Here is an 18,184-nt window from a genome sequence, read left to right as displayed (position 1 = left end):
TGACATCCTCCCACACCAAATCATAGATTATGGTGTGGGCTTCCAACATCACTGTTAGACATTGCTGCCCTGCGCCACTTATCTAGGCTAAATGCCCCCGACAGCCCGACTTGACAGCCAATTTCTTTCCCCCAGAGTCCCTGGGTACTCAATTGCTCATAACCTCGGTTACAGATTTCCTGTGCCGATGCTATATCTCTATCAACTTCATATTTGCATTCTGGGCAACTATGCCATCTATCAGACAGTTCTTTCCTAACCTCAATGCGACAGTTTGGGCAAGTTTGAGAGGTTCCTTTATGGTCAACTTCAGCGACATAAACACCGCGTTGTTTACCAACATAATAAAGAATATCCCTAAACTGACCGAATGCCGCATCAATTGTATGTTTACCCAGGAATCCTTTAGCCATGGTGCGGAAATCGATGTCTTCTAGGAAGATAACCCCCGCCATGTCACACAGCTTGTGAGCTAACTTGTACTGATAGTCTTTGCGCTTGAATGCAATATGATTGTGCAGTCGTTCTACTTGGCTTCTGGCTTTTTCATAGTTTTTAGAACGCTTCTCTTTCTTGGATAACCTGCGTTGCAGCACTAAGAGCCTACGGTGCATATCCTTGAAAAACTTACGTCCTGGCTCTATGAAGCCATCACTGGTAGCCAAATAACTATTTAACCCAATATCTACCCCAATAAAGTGACCATGCGGTATAGGCTCAGGAATAGAAATGTCAGATTGAATACTTATGACAGCAAACCAGCCAACAGCTTTTTTGATTACCCGAACCTGTTTGACTACAAAACCATCAGGAATTGGGCGATGTAGGTTAATTTGAACCTTTCCTAGTAATGGTAATTTTATCTGCCATCCAGTTAACGGGTTTACCTTGAACTGGGGAAAAAGTATTGACTTCATTTGCCCATACTTTTTAAACCTTGGAAATCCATATCCTCGCTTCTGGAAGAAATCCCAAGCGTCATGCAACCGCCTGATGGTTGTTTGCAATACCTGAGAGGGTACTGACTTTAGTCTGGGGTAAACCTTTTTTGCTTTGGGTAGATTGTTCTGTTGTTGCTGATATCCGGGAAAGGGATAATCAGCAGGCATTATGTATTCTGATTCTAAACTGCACCTATCTATTGGACACTTCCTTGAAGAAATCCAGTCCTTTAGCTCTCTAAGGGCATAATTGTAAACACCCCGACAAGTTTCGAGCCATTCGTTTAGTAACTCGACTTGTTCGGCATCAGGATAAATTCGATAGGTGTAGTTTAGATTTAGCATACCTTTATTGTCGCCTACTCTACTGCAAATGAAAAGTTACAGTAAACGTCAATTTCGGAGGCATTGAACCTCGCTCAATTGACTTGGGGAGTGAAGGCATCTCAACGCCAACATTGAGCGAAGTCGAAATGTATGGCGTGAGACTTATAGCTCCCCAAACCCCTCGTCAGTAAACAGTAGTCAGGGTATGGAGTGTGAGGTGACTAGGTAAAACTACAACACCGACTCTCCATTTCCCGTTCCCCCTTACCAGCATCCATGGAAAACAAAGCCATTAAACGATTTGGGCAATCAACATCTGGCAAAATTGGTCTAGGAATCACCTTCACCATCATCCTAATGGCGTTGCTAGCACCGATTCTCAATCCTTATAATCCCGCAACCGATCGCAATTATACCGCCCGGTTACAACCCCCCAGCTTGGATTATTGGTTTGGCACCGATGGTTTAGGACGAGATATTCTTGACCTGGTATGGTATGGGTTACGCACGTCTTTGTTTATCGGTTTAGTTTCCGTGGGATTAGGGTTAATTGTGGGAGTCGTGTTGGGGTTAATTGCGGGTTATTTTCGAGGCGGGTTAGAAACCGTGATTGGCTGGTTCACCGATATCCTATTAGCCTTTCCCTCAATTCTACTCGCGATCGCGATCGTTACGGTAACCGGTCCAAGTATTTCCAGTGTGATGATTGCTGTGGGTGTAGTGCAAGTCCCCATCTTTATCCGTTTGACTCGCAGTATGGTGCTATCCTTGCGGGAACAAGACTTTGTGCAAACCGTGCGATCGTTTGGTGCTACGCCGGGACGGATTATTGTTTATCATATCTTACCCGCTAGCTTAAGTCCTTTAGTTGTTCAAGGGACGCTTTCCATTGGTACGGCTACCTTAGAAGCAGCAGGTTTAGGTTTTTTAGGGTTAGGCGCACAACCTCCCACGCCGGAATTAGGAACAATGCTATCCGATGCATTTAAGGGTGGCTATTCTCTATCCTCTCCCTGGACAATTTTGTTTCCTGGTTTGTTTATTACCCTAACTGTTTTAGCCTTTAATTTACTCGGAGATGGTTTAAGAGACGCTTTAGATCCCCATAGTTAGGTAGAAGGGTAGGGGCACGGCATTGCCGTGCCCTATTCTAGCAGTAGACTGTTGTAGAGACGTTGCATGCAACGTCTCTACCATAAGATGCGTCCTAACCGCTATGGCGATTGCGATATCACCATCGTCGTCTAAACTGAACCGAATCTGATATTACACAAGCGTTGGAACTGTCAGCAGTTCAGCTTGAGGCATTTCAATCAGAGATTCAACAGTTTCATTCGTGAAAGAATCTCCGATACCGATGCTGTTTGTCAGATTAATCGGCGTCACTTCACTAGCAGTAACCGAGTCTGATACATCTTGATAACTAGCTAAAGTCAGTTGTTCAGTTGCAGGATCAAAACTCTCCTGACTGCCATTGTCTTCAGTTAGAAGCAGATGCGAATGTCCATCATTGTCGAAAGCCTCAACACCTGTAGTCCCTAAAAGTTCGTCACCTCCCGAAGCAACCGTTGTCAAAGAACTAGCCGTATTCTGCATCATTGCATTCACCGAAAAATCACTGGAATTAGCCGCATAAAGCTGACTTTGAGGGATAATCTCCTCCGATTGACTCTCACTTGACCAAGCCAGTTGTGCTACCGATTTTCCCCAGTTTTCATAGTACTCCATGCGAATTTCGTACTGTTGTCCCGCCTCTAGGTCAATTGTGCCACGATTATCGGTAACCGCATGGTCTGTCCAATTATCAACCAGTAGCTGGTCATTTACCCACAATCGCACCCCATCATCAGAAGAGGTTTTGAACTGATAGGTTTCTGAGTAAAGCGGTTCCACAAACCCTGTCCAGCGTACCGAGTAAGTATTGGCATCTATCGCCGCATCCGGTGAACCTGAACCCCAGTTAAAGTCTACGGTTTCATCGGTGCGAGTTAGGGCTAAGTCGGTAAAATCGCGATTGTTGTAGTATTCGGCGGTTAAACCTGTACCGTTACCACTCACATCTGGACTAGGAGTATCAACAGCAGGGGAATCAAGCTGAGATTCCGGAACAATCTCCTTACCTTGACTGTTACCACTAACATCTGTACTCGTCCCAGCAACAGCAGGGGAATAAAGTTGAGATTCCGGAATAATCTCTTTACTTTGACTCTCACTTGACCACAACAATTGTGCTACTGATTTGCCAAAGTTTTCGTAGTAGTCCATGCGGATGTCATACTGTTGACCCGCTTGTAGGTCAATTGTGCCACTATTTTCTGTAGCCGCATGATTTGTCCAATTGTCAATCAGTAGCTGGTCATCCACCCACAGGCGTACACCATCATCAGAATTGGTGAAGAATTCGTAGGTTTCTGAGTGGAGGGGGGCGACTGAACCTGTCCAGCGTACTGAGTAAGTATTGGAATCTATCGCCGCATCCGGTGAACCTGAACCCCAATTAAAGTCCACAGTTTCATCCGTGCGAGTTAGCGCTAAGTCGGTAAAATCGCGGTTATTGTAGTATTCGGCAGTTAACCCTGTACCGTTACCATTGCTGGGAGGAGGGTTAATCGCCGGACTATCCAGAACCACATTGTCAACGGCAATGAAATCACTATCGGAAGTCTTCTTGTCAGCATTAACACTGAAGACAACAAACTGATGACCATCACCAAAGTCTACATCCCACTCAACGTTTGTCCAGTCAAAGGTAGAACCGCCGACTGTTTCTTCGAGTAAAAGGGTTCGGTTCATCGGAATCGCTCCCACCTGAGTCGGTCCATCCGAACCAATCCCACCGTCAAATTCCCCATCAACTCCCCAGAGGCGCACAGTAATCTCGTTGGCTCGGTCATCTCCTTCTGTATTCTTGATATCCAAGCTCAAGGTTTGCTGACCCCGACGCAGGTTGTTGTCCAGAAAAATTTGTCCTAATCCTGTCCCCCGCGAGTCTGCATCGAAAACCGCCGCACCCCCATCACCAATGTTGGAATTACGCGACCAACCCGTTCCTTGCCAACCTTGATCATTTCGTTTATGGTTAACACGCCAGTTCGGTCCTCCAAATTCACTCGAATCGCTGAAGTCGCCATCAAGAATTAGGTTGGGATAGGCGGTTGGGGATACCTGAATCTGTTGAGTTACAGTAGTGGTTGCGCCTTGGCTATCCCAAACCGTCAGACTGACATTGGGAGAACCTGTTGGGTCAAATTGGTGATTGACGTGGCGACCGAATTCGTCAATAGTCCCATCATTATCAAAATCCCAACCGTAACTTGCGATCGCTTCATTCGTCTGGTCTAATGTATCCGGTGGGTCACTGTCGAAGGATGCACTGGCATCAAACAAGACCACCCCTTGATTGCCAACCGATTCATAGGTGAAGTCCGCTACTGGCGCGATGTTCGTTGGCGACACGTCAAAGGTGGTGTTAATAACCTCGAAGTAATCGGGGAATGTCTCCGAATTACCAAAACTTTTTTGCTTGGACAGATTGTGCGTATTATTCGCCAAATAGCTGTCTTCGATGCGTGACCCCAGAAATGGCACACCCCCGTCATTCGGACCTTCCCACGGAAGCTTCACACCATGTTCAAACCCTTCGACACGGATATCTTTGAACAGAAGGTCTTGAGAAAGCGGATTCAGACCAATCCCATACCCACGACCATCCCCATTTATACCTCTCTTGAAAGGAACGGGGTGATCAGGGTCACCGACAATTAACCCATCGACAAAATCAATCTGGCTGCTGTACTGAGTAAAGATGCCTTCACCATAGATATTCCAGAGTTTGAAATTATCTACTAATGAGCGAACATCATGGGCTTCTTTGAGACTCGGACCTTGGAAACCTAACTGACCATCATTATTCCGCATATGGTTCCAGAAGATTATCCCCATATCGGAGTTATAACTCTCGAAACCGGATAGGCGGCGCAGGGGTACGTTGGTGACATCGAGAGTGTCTGGGTCATTATCAAAGGACGCCTGAGACAGGATGGGTTGTTGTTCCGGTGACATATTCTCAACCGCAATCGTGTCAGCCTCTCTGACTCGAGAGATTCCATCCACGCCGCTAAAGACATTAATCCCACCGCCCGCAGCGCTAATGGCAATATTGTCTACCATTTCCACTTGGGCAGCCCCTTGCACCCAGTACCCCTCGCCGTTAAAGCCCATATCAAACAGGGGAACGCGGGCTTCATTATCAAAAGTGGCTTTGGGATTGTCATCGCCTGTGGTTTTGATGGTAATGTTATTGCGCCATGCACCGAGTTCATTTCCGGCTTCTGCGGCAATTCCAGACCCAACCACATCAAACACTACATTGTCTTCCAAGACGGCGTGGCTGTCATGATGCACCAGTCCCCATCCCGGACTGCCGACAATGGCGTTACCTTTGACTAGAGATGGGGTACTGTTGATATCCTCAGCCCCAGTACGATGCAGATGGAACGCATATCGCCCACGGGGATTGGTTCCGGAACCGGGTGAACCATCCACATTTTCTCCTGGGTCATCAATGAGCTGATTTTTATCCGTCCGTCCCAGGTTGTAAAATCCGGCGTTTTGTACCTCGACATCCGGGTTGTGCATGAACATCACATGACCCCGTTGCTGAGTGGGTACGGTTTCAGCGTTTTCGGTCTCGAAGATAACGTTGCGACTGGTATTAGCGATGTACAGCTTTAAGTCCTCGCCCTCAAATCCTTCGGGGCGCTGGTGGTCAAATCGGAGTACGGTATTATCACCCGAGGTAATGTCGTTGTTGGTAAATTTGATCCGGTTGCCGTTAATTTCGGTGATGGTTAACACCTCATCTTGGAACCGACTGTTATCCTCATCCGAACCGTCGGGATTGTAGGATGTTCCACCTAAGACTAATTGATCCCCAACTTGCCAGCCAGCAGGTGTATTCATGCCATCGGGTAGATTCAACAGCAGTTCATTGTCACCGGCTGAGGCGTCTGTTTGCAGCGATATAAAATCGAGTTTTTCTGCACCATGAATTCTAACTTGACCGTGAGTGACAACGCCGCGACTAATCAGGGTGGAGTCCCAATTGGTATCAATTTCTCCGTTGTCGGCAATGACAATTCGGGCAGTTTTGTTGGCTTGAATCGGATTGGCTTCACTACCAATCGTTAAGGTGCTAGTGTGTGATGTGATGAATGTGTCTACGACGATTTTGGTGTTGCGGTTGTGGGCGAATTCCAGTGTTCCGTCCACACGCACGGTTTCTAGACGAGTGTCACTCTCGGTGTCGTAGGTGACATGAACCCCTTCAGAAATGACGACTTTAGCATCAGTTCCAGGAACCTGACCTTGCTGCCATGTATTGGGATCAAACCATGACCCATCGTTTACAGCGACATGAGTTGCCGCTGAATGGGGAACTAAATCCAATAGTTCTAGATGTTCGGCTTGCTTGACTGGATGATCTTGATGAGGGAGAGTTTCATGATTTTCCATGCTCATCATTGATGTATCAGCAGTCTCAGATAGGTTTGTGTCTAGTGGCATAACGTTTGAATTAATCGGTGTAGTCAGTTGTTTTCCAGAAAGCAGTCATCGTTTGATGGCTATTCGCGATCGCTGACCACAAGGATCGGCATACACACTGAAATCGACTATGACTCATCTAAACTTCACAATCGATTTGCTTATTTAAATTAATAACATTAATTTTTCTTGATTTTCGTAAAGTAAAACAATCTATACGTAATCTTTATACTACCGATAGACAATAATATAGATTCCTTTTATATTTGGGGTGTTTATTATCTTTGAGTCGCCCAAAAGCGCAAATTACAGACTCTTATTGTGAAAAAAAAGTGAAGAACTTTACTAGGAGGTATCCTGCTTTTGGCAGAAATACTCTTTTCTGGTGAGATGGGTATCCTGCCCATCCTACGGGGCAAGGGAGACGCCTACCTGACAAGGGGAGATGGGTTATATCATGTCCGCCGAAATAACCGTAATATCCTTCTTCCTTGCAACAAAAGCTCCTTCCCTTCTGCCCTCTGCCTTCTGCCCTGGAGCCTTATCTCCACCGATAGTGTAAGTATTCCACCGGACATAATATTAATGTATGCTACCGGACTCAACTAAGCCTATAGCCAAGCTTTTAGACTTTAAAATGGAAAGCTCCGTGGCGTGATAGAATAGAAAAATATATTCAAAGACTATTTAATTTTATTAATTAAGGCGTTGAGTCCCCATAACTGAAAAGACTGGGGAATTTGTTGTGTAGAATCGAGAGGCACCGTCTATCGCTGGTGATCGTGCATCAGTTATTTATCGAGTCGGTCTATTGTATTAATCCTGACTGCCCCCGTCCTTATCCTCAATCTGGGGACTTTAAGTTTTGTAGCAGTTGTGGATCGATGCTGCGACTAAATAATCGCTACATTGCTCTCCAGCGTTTGGGTTTAGGGGGATTTGCGGCGATTTATGCGGTTTGGGATCAGCAGGATCAAACGGAAAAAGTCTTGAAACTTTTGGTAGAAACGTCACCCAAGGCGTTGCAGCTATTTGAACAAGAGGCTGCCGTATTGCAACGTCTGAACCATCCGGGTGTGCCTAAAGTGGAGTCTGATGCCTATTTTACTGTACGTCTGAGATCCTGCCAACAGGGTTTACTCCCTTGTCTGGTCATGGAAAAAATAAATGGTCAGACGCTGGAGGCGATCTTAAACCGTTACCCCCAGGGGTGTCCGGAGATGTTGATTATGAATTGGCTGTACCAAGCGGCTGATATTCTCCAGGAGTTACATGATTTGGGAATTATTCACCGGGATATTAAACCCTCGAACTTAATGGTGCGCGAGGAAACCGGTCAACTGGTGGCAATTGATTTTGGCGGCGCGAAACAAATTGGCGCGATCCCTGTGGGGAAAGAGAATCGTTCCACCCGCTTAATTTCTCCAGGTTACAGTCCGCCTGAACAGATTGCGGGGGATGTGGTCGGACCAAGGGCGGATTTTTATGCCTTAGGGCGTACCATGATTCAATTACTCACGGGTCAAGATTTAGCGGAGTTACAAGATCCGGCGACGGGAGAATTTCACTGGCGCGATCGCATCAAAGTCCGGCGGGGTTTAGCCAACTTACTCGATAGTATGATTCGCCTTGATCCCCAAAAACGACCCGCTACAGCCGCCGAGATTCAACGGCGTTTGGTCGTCAGTTGCCATTTTAAAGGAAAATCGTCTTCCTCATTATCTCAGACGCTGGCTAAAGCCGCAGGAACGGTAAAGGACATTTCTCTGCGAGTTCTGATTACCTGCGCTGAAATTATTGTTAGTTTAGTGCGCTGGGTGTGGCGAGTCTTTATCAGCATAGTTCTGGCTTGTTTAGATACCACCTGGGGAATGGTGATGGCGGGAATCGGTGCAGCCTTTGGCGCTTCTGCTGGGTTTGCTTTGATTAACTGGACGATTGTAGGCGATCGCTTTGCGGATTGGATGATCGGACAATGGACTCTCATCGTTCCCGAAATTCAGATTATCCCCTGGCGTGAACTTCTCATGTTCGCTTGTGCGGGTTTGGGGACGGCTTGGGGATTAACGGAGGCGGGAGGATTCGGTCAACAGAAACGGCGGATCATTGCTGGGATAACCGGGGTTTTTGGGTATGGTGTGGGTTGGTTTATTTGGCAAGCGTCGATATCCTCTTTGGCTAGGCAAAAATTGACCGGATTGGGGGATTTTTGGCAGGTATCGTTGTCGTATATGATCGCGGATCGGTTACTGGGTTTAGTCACGGCTGTGGCGGTGATTCCCTTGGTGTTAGGATTAGGATTACCCAGTCATTACCTGGTTTATGCCGCCGTAGCCGCAGCAGGTACAGGGATGATATTTTCCGGCTTAGTTCGGTTAAATATCTTGCCGTTGGAGGTATTAATTCATATCTTTTCCTTCTCCGATGGCAGTTGGTCGGATTTTATCCATACCATTAGTTTTTTTGGTTTACTCGGTATTATCATAGGCTTCTGCTTAGGCGTCAGTTATTATCTATTGGTTCCTGTGTTGCGCTGGTTGGGGTGGCGGTGAAAAGTAAAAGCTAGCTTTCAGCCTCAGCCATGTAGTCTTTCAACCATCGACGAAATTGTTTGACTAATTTGGTTTCTCCAATCGTGTTTCTTAAGGCTAAGAATCTAACCAGATCCTCAGCATTGAGTAAAGGTAAGGCAGTACTTCTGTCTTGAGATAGGTATTCGCCGTTTTGCCAACTCAGGATGGTTAGTGTTTGTCCGTCGTAACGCCAGACTTCTGGTACTCCCAAGGCTGCATAAATCGACAGGCGATTAATTGAGCTACTGGTAATATCAATTTCTAGGGCTAAATCAGGAGGTGGAAATTGATTTAAGTCAATTTGAGCGACTCCTCGAACCAGCGCTTCATTCTGAATGTAGTAGCACTGATCGGGTTCTAATCCTCTGGCTAAATCTGCGCGATCGCAAGTACGTGAACCCAGGCTGCGAATTTCAATATCCAGTTCTTCAGTCGCTGCTTCAACCAACCGTCCCAGAAGTTTTTTGTAAGTTTCATGAGGATCTAAGGGCATTCTGATTTCTAACATCCCCCGATCATAGGTCAGACGGATAGCTGGTTCTTGTTCAAAATCCCTAATTAACGACTGATACGTTTGCCAGCTAATATTAGGTAAAACAACGCGATCTGGACTTTGAATCAGGGTGGCAGTCATCAATAGTGTTCCCCGCTTTCATAAAGTTTAGCCAACCGGATGGAACATAAAATTGGTATCTCCCGTTAAAGGTGATCGTTCCTTAGTGGTTGAAGCCTAGCATAAAAATCCCCACTCAGAATCTTCGATTTGAGTGGGGTGCGTTCAAAGACATAACGTTCTCTCACCCCACTTCCCCAGCTCTCCCGGCTCCCCCTCACAAGGGTAGGTTTTTTAAATTGGGGTTGAGGTAAGACTTAGAAGACAGGTAGACCAGTAGACAAGGAAGAGTGAGAACGAAAATAGGGCGTTTCGGCTTTTAGAAGTTAGTTTGACCGAATCTAATTTTGTACGGTTTTCCCCCTTGTCTTCTTTCCATCCTTGTCCTCCTTGTCTTGTCCCAACCATAAAATAAAAAACCTACACCTGTAAGCCCGGCTCCCCCTGCTCTTCCTATCTACTACTTTGAGCGCAACTCGGTATTACTCAATCACTCCTGTAGCCAACGGGCAGCATCTTTGGCATGATACGTCAGAATCAAGTCAGCGCCCGATCGCTTAAATCCGGTTAATGTTTCCATCACCACCTTCTGTTCATCAATCCAGCCATTCAGGGCGGCGGCTTTCACCATGGAATATTCACCCGATACATTGTACGCAGCAACGGGTAAATTGGTAGCTTCCTTCACCCGCCAGATAATATCCATATACGCCAACGCGGGCTTAATCATCAACATATCTGCCCCTTCAGCAATATCCAGTTCTATTTCCTTAATGGCTTCCTGGCTATTGGCGGGGTCCATTTGATAGGTGCGGCGATCGCCAAATTGTGGGGCTGACTCGGCAGCATCCCGAAATGGACCATAATAGGCAGAGGCATACTTCGCCGCATAAGACAAAATTGGCGTATCCTGGAATCCAGCTTCATCCAATCCTGTGCGAATTGCCTGGACAAAACCATCCATCATCCCGGATGGGGCAATAATATCCGCCCCAGCTTTGGCTTGAGAGACAGCAGTTTTCTGCAGCAGTTCTAAGGTGGGATCGTTGAGGACACGTCCACTTAAATCACCCACTTCCAGATACCCACAATGTCCATGACTGGTGTATTCACACAAACAGGTATCGGCAATAATCACTAATTCGGGTACGGCTTCCTTAACGGCTGTGGCAGCTTTCTGGACAATTCCACAATCATGCCATGCGCCTGTGGCTTCGACATCTTTATTATCCGGGATGCCAAACAAAATAATCGACGGAATCCCTAGATCGTAAACTTCCTTCGCCTCTGCCACGATTTTGTCTACCGATAACTGGTAGACTCCCGGCATGGATTTGACTTCTTGGGCGATTCCCTCACCGGGTACAGCAAACAAAGGGTAGATGAGATCGCTGGTTGTGACCACATTTTCACGCACCATGCGACGCAACTGGGTGGTTTGGCGGAGACGGCGAGGACGATGAATGGGAAACATAGGTTAAGATTTGAAAAGACGGATTAACTGACAATTTTTAGACCAGAAAACTATTGTAGAACGAGCTGTACCCTGACGATAGAAAATAAGAATCGCTCTTTTTCAGCGAAAGGCATCGCCTTTACGGGCGCGACAGCTAGCGGTTTTGACAATCAACTCTAGAAGGCGATCGCGTTTTTTCCAGCGCATTGCCCGCCGACTTGAATCCATCCCATGTTCGGCAATCATGTCTTTGAGTTGTTCAACCTCAAGGTGCTGCAACTGTTGGCGTAAGTATTTCTCTCCTTTCTGGTGATAGAGTTCAACCGGATCAAAAACACTGGTACGTCGGCGAGTGCGGCGTTTTTTCGACCGAGATTTGCTTTTTGTCGATAAGATTTGAAATAAGGAATCAATCTCTTGGGCAAAGTCGGGATCATGTTGGTATTTAGTCAGAGTCGCCTGGGGATCAGGACGAACTTCGTCTAGGAGTTTGATCAATGCCATAAGTTTGTCAAGGCTCATGCAATGTCTCCACGTTCAACTGGAGTAAGATGGCTTATCTTTGATAATTTGACTCGCCGCGAGTCGAATCTCTTTTGCCAAATTTAGATATTGTTCAAACTGACCCGCATATCCCCATTTTTGTCGCAAGGTTGAAAACTTATAGGGATGATTGAATTCAACGGTTTCAGCAATTTGTTGTTTGTGCGGAATTTGGGTTTCAAAGACACGGGCATCTTTACTGTATCGGCGTAAATCCTTAATTACGCGATCGTGCAGTGTCATTCCGGCATTATATTTACAGATGACAATCCCTAAAGGAACAATCGGTTCAGCGATGGTTTCGGAAAACTCATAAATGGTTTTTGTGATTTGAGGAATTCCATAGGTTGAGAGAATATCCGGAATAGTGGGAATGATGTAACCCTGGGAAATTCGTAACCCATTGAGTGTTACAATACCTAAATTAGGCGGGCAGTCGATGAGAATATAATCATAGGGGTCAATTACGGAGCGAATTCCGCGCCGCAAAATATTAATCGGACTGGCGGCGTAAAAGCGCCCAGCGGGAATGGTAGAGAGCCGATCTTGCACATTGATTAAATCTAAACTCGATGGCAGCAAGTCTAGACTGGTTAAATCTTTAACATTAGAGACTTGCTTTTGCAAGGTTTTCTGAAGATGAAACTTAGGATGTTCTGGCGCGATCGCATCCAGAAACAATTGAGCCAAGGTGTGATTATTTTCATTGATTTCCTCCCATCGTTCTTCACCAATCAGCATTAATGTGGCATTGGTTTGCGGATCAAGATCAATGACCAAAACTTTGCGATGAAAGACCCCAGCCAGCATCTCGGCGACGGCGACGGTGGTTGTTGTTTTACCCACACCTCCCTTCAAGTTAATAAATGAAATTACAATTGCCACAAATCAACTCCAGTCGCTAGTACAAAAAGGCAGAAGGCAGTAAAAATCGTGAAATCTAGGGTTTGCCTGTCGTAAATTAATGGGTATTTGCTGCCGATCTGTACGAACTCAATTGGGATGAACTGTAGTTTGATAAAAATTGCTCCTGAGAGAGAAAAGTTGAGTCGGTTCATAGATCGCGATCGCGTCACGTTTGGTAGTAGAAAATAAAGCAAAAGATGATTATTCGTCATTGGGGAAGACACGTCCTGCCAACTTACACTAATTCTCAGGTTAACCCAATCACTGTTGTAGCATTTTGGGATAACCTGTTACTGCCGATGAGCTTATCATAAGGGAGTTCTAGTCACCCTTCTCTTCTCCAAGGTAACAAGCTCTGATCAAAGTACGCCATGGTTATCAACCCGGAGAAGGTGGCAAACCCTTTGCCAGTAAAGGATAGAAAGAGAAGGAGTCCCATCAGAACCAAGTGCGATCATTCCCCATCTCCTTCTCTTCTTACCCCTCATCGTTAACCTAGCTGATTTAGTTTCCTTATTGCAATCAGCCGAAACATTAAGTAATAAGCAATTGCTCTCGTCGGAGGACAGCGCTAGACGTCATCGCACCACTCTCAATCAGATAAAAGGTCTATCCGTCGTTAAAGTCAAACTGTTTGACCGTCAGGGGCGCACCAATCGGAAATTCGAGAACGTCAAAAGGCGCAACAGCTAACAACGACTCTCTCGGAATTGCAAGACACTCAAACCCAACTCATCCAAGCGGCTAAAATGTCGGCTCTCGGTGAAATTAAAATCGTTAAAGAGTATGAGAATGTATGCTGTCGGCAATCATTCAGCGATGCGAAGTGGTATCCTGATTAAATTGGCTAAAAATCGATTAATCTAGCATCACCCATTCCGTCATTTTTAGTTTCAGGAACATCAGGATACAAAAGCATGGCAATCGCATGGAATCAAATTAGATACAAAATCAGCAATCGAGTTTTTAATCTAGTTGGGCATTTTTTGGTTAAAGACTGGCATCCAAACATGCTCGGTTTATCTAAACTCCCCATCCGTTCAATTATAGATGTAGGCGCAAATGACGGTCAATTCTCTCGGAAAATGTTGCGTATTTTTCCCCAAGCTTCTATATATTCCTTTGAACCCTTGCCTGATCCGTTCAACAAACTCAAACAATGGGAAAAACAACAAGATAGGATCAAAGTTTTTAATCTGGCTTTAGGAGATTCAATTCAGACGATTGAAATCAACAATCATTTATATTTTAATCAATCGTCTTCTATCCTACAGACGACTCAACTCTGTGAACGTATTTACCCGATGGTAAAAAAGCAACAAACTATCCTGGTGCAACAATCAACCTTAGATCAAGAAATTTCATCGCTGCTGACACCGCTCTCCCCTGATATACTAATTAAGCTAGATGTTCAAGGCTATGAAGACCGGGTAATCCGAGGGGGTATGGAAACCTTTAAACAGGCTAGAGCTTGCATTGTCGAAATTTCATTAGATATACTTTACCAAGAACAAGCTGATTTCAAAGATATTTTTTGGTCGCTCGATCAGCTAGGATATCGCTACGCGGGAAACCTTGACCAAGTTCAAGGCAAAGATGGTCATGTTCGTTATTTTAATGCTGTGTTTATTAACAATAATTAGCTGGAAATAATAATTATGCGCGTTGAAGATTGCTGCCAAAGCTTATTGGAAGAAATTTTACCTATTCTTGATCCCCAAAGAGAGGGAGTTTGTATTGACGTAGGAGTGGGAACTTTTGCTTTTTATTGTGAACGGTTTGCTCGACTAGGCTTTAATACAGTTGCCGTGGAACCACTACCTGTGAAAAAACTCCAGAATTTATGCCAACGTTACAATATTCCTTTAATCCAAACTTGTCTTTCAAATAGGGATGGCGTTCAAGACTTATATATGGGAAAATTCTTGGGGTTATTTAATCATAATTTCAACTCATTATCACCGGATTGGTTTGGCGCTTCTTCAGATACAAAACAGGTAAAATCTATGATGTTATCGAGTTTACTATCAATCATAGATTCACAACAAATTACTTGTATTAAACTTGATGTAGAAGGATGGGAATCTCAGATAATCAAGCAGTTTAATGAGTTGCCTTGCTCTTTACTTCCGAAAGTTGTCATGTTTGAATATGGGGGTGGAACAAGCAAAGTCAATGCAAAAAGAGGGTGGTCACCTAAATTTTTGAAGGCGACGTCGGACTGTTTAATGACATTAAAACAATGTGGATATAGTTTGAGTGTGATAATTGATTATGCTCATTCATCAAAAGAAACTATTTTTGATTTACAATCCTCTAACTTAGATGTAAATGACTTAATTCCGAATCATTCAATTTACGGAAATATTATTAGTTTTAAAAACTGGACTGATCCCGAAGGAAAAATCGCCAAACTATGCTCCCGTTACTATGGAGGAATTGCACATCGATTGGTGACTGCAATGTTTTCCTGAACCCTGAAATAATTAGGGTCTGCTCAATATTTGGGAGCCTTAAATTAAGAATTTAGCACACCAACTACCGAAGAACCGATGCTCAACCAAACTGATTCAATAATCGGCTGCTTGCTGGGTACAGCCGTTGGCGATGCGTTGGGACTTCCTTGTGAAGGATTATCAAAACATAGACAACGCCAGATTTATCCAAATATTACCAGACATCATTTTTTCTTTAACAAAGGAATGGTTTCTGACGATACGGAACATACCTGTCTCGTTGCTCAATCCTTAATTATCTCAGGAGATAATGAACAACTATTTAGGCGTGAATGGGCGTTTGTAAAAGCCTCCACCCGCATTACCCATACTGATCCGAAAGCTGAATTCGGTGCATTAGCTGTTGCAATAGCCGCTTATTTGGCTAGCTGTCATTCCATCGTTTCTCCCCAAGCGTATTATCAAACTCTGCAAGAAGTTCTGGGTATGGAAGCCACAGAATTCCTGGAACTTATCAAAAAAGCCTGTGACAGTGCTGCGAAAGGGCAAACAAGTGAATCCTTTGCGATGACTCTAGGATGCAGTCAGGGTGTTAGTGGTTATGTGTATTGTACCGTGCCAATGGTTATCCACGTTTGGTTAAGACATCAACGGGATTATCCAGGTGCGATCGCGGAGATTATACGACTGGGTGGCGATACAGACACCACAGCCGCTATTTTAGGCGGTATTATTGGTGGATCGCATCTGCTGTCACTAAAGTTACTGCCTTATTCGGACTAACATTCAGACTGCGCGAAAACACATACTGTCGTAAATGGGCATAGGGATTGGTAAATCCATCTTTTAGTCCCACTTCATAGGTTTTGCGCCCCATTAGCACCGTGTCAAAATAGCGATTCTCCGCCGTAACCCCCATTGCTTCTCTAAAATGAGAAGGCAGGGTTTCAGGAAACTCTGTAAACAGCTGATTCAGGTACTCCTGATGATTAGAAAAGCCTGTATGAGAACCATCCGAATGAGCGATGAAACCATCTAAACTACAAGCCACAAAATAAGTTAGTTTTCGCATATTTAAGTTTCATTGAGAAATAAATTATCGAATTTTAATCGCTAAATTCTAAATTTTTCAAGCTTTTACTCAAACACCATAGATTTCCATCTTATACTTATAACCCGATAGTTTATTAATAACCGGAGCAGGCTATCTTTACTTTTTAAATGTTTTGAACAAGCTGGTGACGTCGAAATTTAACGATTTCAGGAATATATCTATTCTTTTCATCTTGACCTTCAAAACCTAGCCGCTCATACACACTACCACCAATACCCGGTAGAACTATACCTTTATCATCTCGCGTGAAATCTTTAGCAAAATAGAAAAACTCAAATTTACTGTAAATCTCCTTGTTGAATTCACTCCTTAACTTTTCTTCTGCTGTTTTATAAATTACTGGTGCAGCAATAAGTATTTTTTCGGGTTCAATTTTTTGAATTAGATTAGTTAAATTTGTTCTCACGACACAAGCACCAGAGATAATGGACTTAATCACGATTAAATACTGAACGATATCATTATTAACAGGTTCTTGATACTTTTTGAGTATCGGAGCAACTTTTAATTCGTTTATCTCAAAGGGGGAAAATCGTTGATTCCAAAAACAAGCGAAGGCAAGTTTTGAAACTTTAGGTTCTAAAGTCGTAAGAATTCCTTTGGCTAAAAAATCCGCATCTTCAACGGTACAAGCTAGATATACATTACTTTGACTATTAATAGACTTTAAAATTGAATTGCCAAGTTTTACTCCCAGCTTAAACATAACTGAGCGATAGGCTTCAGGAGATGTGCTTTTATCTCCTAATTTATCGAGAAAATTTTTTGTTTCCGTATCGGCTAATTCTGTATAGTATCTTGGGTTTGTTTTAGTTGTAAATTGCATAGCAATTATCTCCTATTTTGTATCCTAAAAAACAAATAATCATACAATCTTTACGTCACTATAAATATTTCCTCTAAGATTTTCATTTTTTAAAAGTAAATTTCAAGTTCATCGAATGTCATTGGTTGATTTTGCTTAACTCGTTCTTGAAAGCGTCTAAATTTTTCAGTTTCTATACTGTATGGCAAAGTTCCTTCTTCCAGTCCATTCGCAAATTGCCATTGCAAAAAACCTTTAGATATGCTGTACGTAAACCCTTGTATTTTAGCAAGAATTTTTTTAACCTCTGGATCGATTTGCACAACTTGGCTACCAAAGTAACGAATATAAGAAGGTTGCGATTGTCGAGACTTTTCCAAAATTTTCCTAAGAGAGACATTAGATTTATCGCTGGAAAGCCAAGCGCCTAGAATCACACTAGCTACACATTCAATTTTATCGGGTTCAGGATTGTCAAAAGCGCAAAGATATGCCACAGCTTGGCTAAACTCCTGTTCTTCTTGAAGAACTTTTGGTAAGCTAGGGGCAAAGTAAAAGTAATCAACTTTACTAAGCTCAGCAATTTGCTGAGGTATTTGATTTGCCAACCTGTCTCTGAGTTGGGAGTTAGAAACAACTAACGTAATTTCTGATTGCTTTGATACAGCTTGATTTAAGTTGTATTGTTTAGCAAAATCGTCAGCAATTGAGCGTAGTCCACTTCCCCATCTTAAACGTGCCGTATTTTTCAACTGGTAGTGCTGATAAATAGGGTCTGCTGAATAAGTCTTGTGGTGGGGAAAAGGCTTTTATGCAGGAGGCAGAAGGCAGAAGGGAAGAGGGTTTAATCCAACCCACAATCGTTGTCCTAGGAGTATCTTTCTCACGCTAGGTGCTAGGTTTTTT

14 protein-coding genes and 1 pseudogene are annotated in these 18,184 nt (G+C 44.0%); 6 read left to right on the top strand and 9 right to left on the bottom strand.

Annotated elements, in window-relative coordinates:
- Window positions 1-20: 20 nt before the first annotated feature.
- Entirely contained in the window at window positions 21-1,286 is a 1,266-nt protein-coding gene (locus RIE73_RS24795) for an RNA-guided endonuclease InsQ/TnpB family protein (protein WP_446403716.1), read from the bottom strand.
- Window positions 1,287-1,544: 258 nt separating this feature from the next.
- Here RIE73_RS24795 and RIE73_RS24790 point away from each other — a divergent pair, with 258 nt between their 5' ends.
- The gene (locus RIE73_RS24790; protein ID WP_446403715.1) at window positions 1,545-2,381 is read left to right on the top strand and encodes an ABC transporter permease; all 837 of its coding nucleotides are present in this window, start codon (window positions 1,545-1,547) and stop codon (window positions 2,379-2,381) included.
- A gap of 153 nt (window positions 2,382-2,534) precedes the next feature.
- On the opposite strand, the gene RIE73_RS24785 is transcribed toward RIE73_RS24790, so the two are convergent.
- On the bottom strand, window positions 2,535-6,782 hold the full coding sequence (locus RIE73_RS24785) for a PA14 domain-containing protein (protein ID WP_446403714.1): 4,248 nt from the start codon (window positions 6,780-6,782) through the stop codon (window positions 2,535-2,537).
- Between the two features lie 812 nt (window positions 6,783-7,594).
- On the opposite strand from RIE73_RS24785, the gene RIE73_RS24780 reads away from it, so the two are divergent.
- Complete coding sequence (locus RIE73_RS24780; RefSeq protein ID WP_446403713.1) at window positions 7,595-9,364, top strand: serine/threonine protein kinase; 1,770 nt, start codon at window positions 7,595-7,597, stop codon at window positions 9,362-9,364.
- Window positions 9,365-9,374: 10 nt separating this feature from the next.
- On the opposite strand, the gene RIE73_RS24775 is transcribed toward RIE73_RS24780, so the two are convergent.
- The 4 genes from RIE73_RS24775 to RIE73_RS24760 all read right to left on the bottom strand — a co-directional run bounded on the left by RIE73_RS24775 (window position 9,375) and on the right by RIE73_RS24760 (window position 12,882).
- Window positions 9,375-10,019: a Uma2 family endonuclease gene (locus RIE73_RS24775; protein WP_446403712.1), complete on the bottom strand. Its 645-nt coding sequence runs from the start codon at window positions 10,017-10,019 to the stop codon at window positions 9,375-9,377.
- Window positions 10,020-10,488: 469 nt separating this feature from the next.
- The gene (gene hemB, locus RIE73_RS24770; protein ID WP_446403711.1) at window positions 10,489-11,472 is read right to left on the bottom strand and encodes a porphobilinogen synthase; all 984 of its coding nucleotides are present in this window, start codon (window positions 11,470-11,472) and stop codon (window positions 10,489-10,491) included.
- 102 nt (window positions 11,473-11,574) lie between these two features.
- Complete coding sequence (locus RIE73_RS24765) at window positions 11,575-11,958, bottom strand: hypothetical protein (RefSeq protein WP_446403710.1); 384 nt, start codon at window positions 11,956-11,958, stop codon at window positions 11,575-11,577.
- A gap of 33 nt (window positions 11,959-11,991) precedes the next feature.
- Window positions 11,992-12,882, bottom strand: a complete 891-nt coding sequence (locus RIE73_RS24760) for a ParA family protein (RefSeq protein WP_446403709.1) — start codon at window positions 12,880-12,882, stop codon at window positions 11,992-11,994.
- 731 nt (window positions 12,883-13,613) lie between these two features.
- On the opposite strand from RIE73_RS24760, the gene RIE73_RS24755 reads away from it, so the two are divergent.
- The 4 genes from RIE73_RS24755 (at window position 13,614) to RIE73_RS24740 (ending at window position 16,142) form a co-directional block, all read left to right on the top strand.
- Complete coding sequence (locus RIE73_RS24755) at window positions 13,614-13,745, top strand: hypothetical protein (RefSeq protein WP_446403708.1); 132 nt, start codon at window positions 13,614-13,616, stop codon at window positions 13,743-13,745.
- 75 nt (window positions 13,746-13,820) lie between these two features.
- Window positions 13,821-14,546 carry an FkbM family methyltransferase gene (locus RIE73_RS24750; RefSeq protein WP_446403707.1) on the top strand — a complete coding sequence of 242 codons (726 nt, stop codon included), beginning with the start codon at window positions 13,821-13,823 and terminating at the stop codon, window positions 14,544-14,546.
- Between the two features lie 15 nt (window positions 14,547-14,561).
- Window positions 14,562-15,377 carry an FkbM family methyltransferase gene (locus RIE73_RS24745; RefSeq protein ID WP_446403706.1) on the top strand — a complete coding sequence of 272 codons (816 nt, stop codon included), beginning with the start codon at window positions 14,562-14,564 and terminating at the stop codon, window positions 15,375-15,377.
- A 78-nt stretch (window positions 15,378-15,455) separates the two neighbouring features.
- Entirely contained in the window at window positions 15,456-16,142 is a 687-nt protein-coding gene (locus tag RIE73_RS24740; protein WP_446403705.1) for an ADP-ribosylglycohydrolase family protein, read from the top strand.
- Here the strand turns inward: RIE73_RS24740 and RIE73_RS24735 are convergent.
- The 3 genes and pseudogenes from RIE73_RS24735 to RIE73_RS24725 form a co-directional block, all read right to left on the bottom strand.
- A pseudogene (locus RIE73_RS24735) lies at window positions 16,099-16,431 on the bottom strand (dihydrofolate reductase family protein); the annotation flags it as partial. The gene RIE73_RS24740 and the pseudogene RIE73_RS24735 overlap by 44 nt on opposite strands.
- A 145-nt stretch (window positions 16,432-16,576) precedes the next feature.
- Complete coding sequence (locus RIE73_RS24730; protein ID WP_446403704.1) at window positions 16,577-17,299, bottom strand: hypothetical protein; 723 nt, start codon at window positions 17,297-17,299, stop codon at window positions 16,577-16,579.
- An 89-nt stretch (window positions 17,300-17,388) separates the two neighbouring features.
- Entirely contained in the window at window positions 17,389-18,030 is a 642-nt protein-coding gene (locus tag RIE73_RS24725; protein WP_446403703.1) for a hypothetical protein, read from the bottom strand.
- Window positions 18,031-18,184: the final 154 nt, after the last annotated feature.

The sequence above is a fragment of the Coleofasciculus sp. C1-SOL-03 genome (assembly GCF_040220555.1).
Classification (GTDB): Bacteria; Cyanobacteriota; Cyanobacteriia; order Cyanobacteriales; family Coleofasciculaceae; genus Coleofasciculus.
The sequence above is the reverse complement of the archived record's forward strand: the minus strand, read 5'-3'. Positions and strand labels throughout refer to the sequence as shown.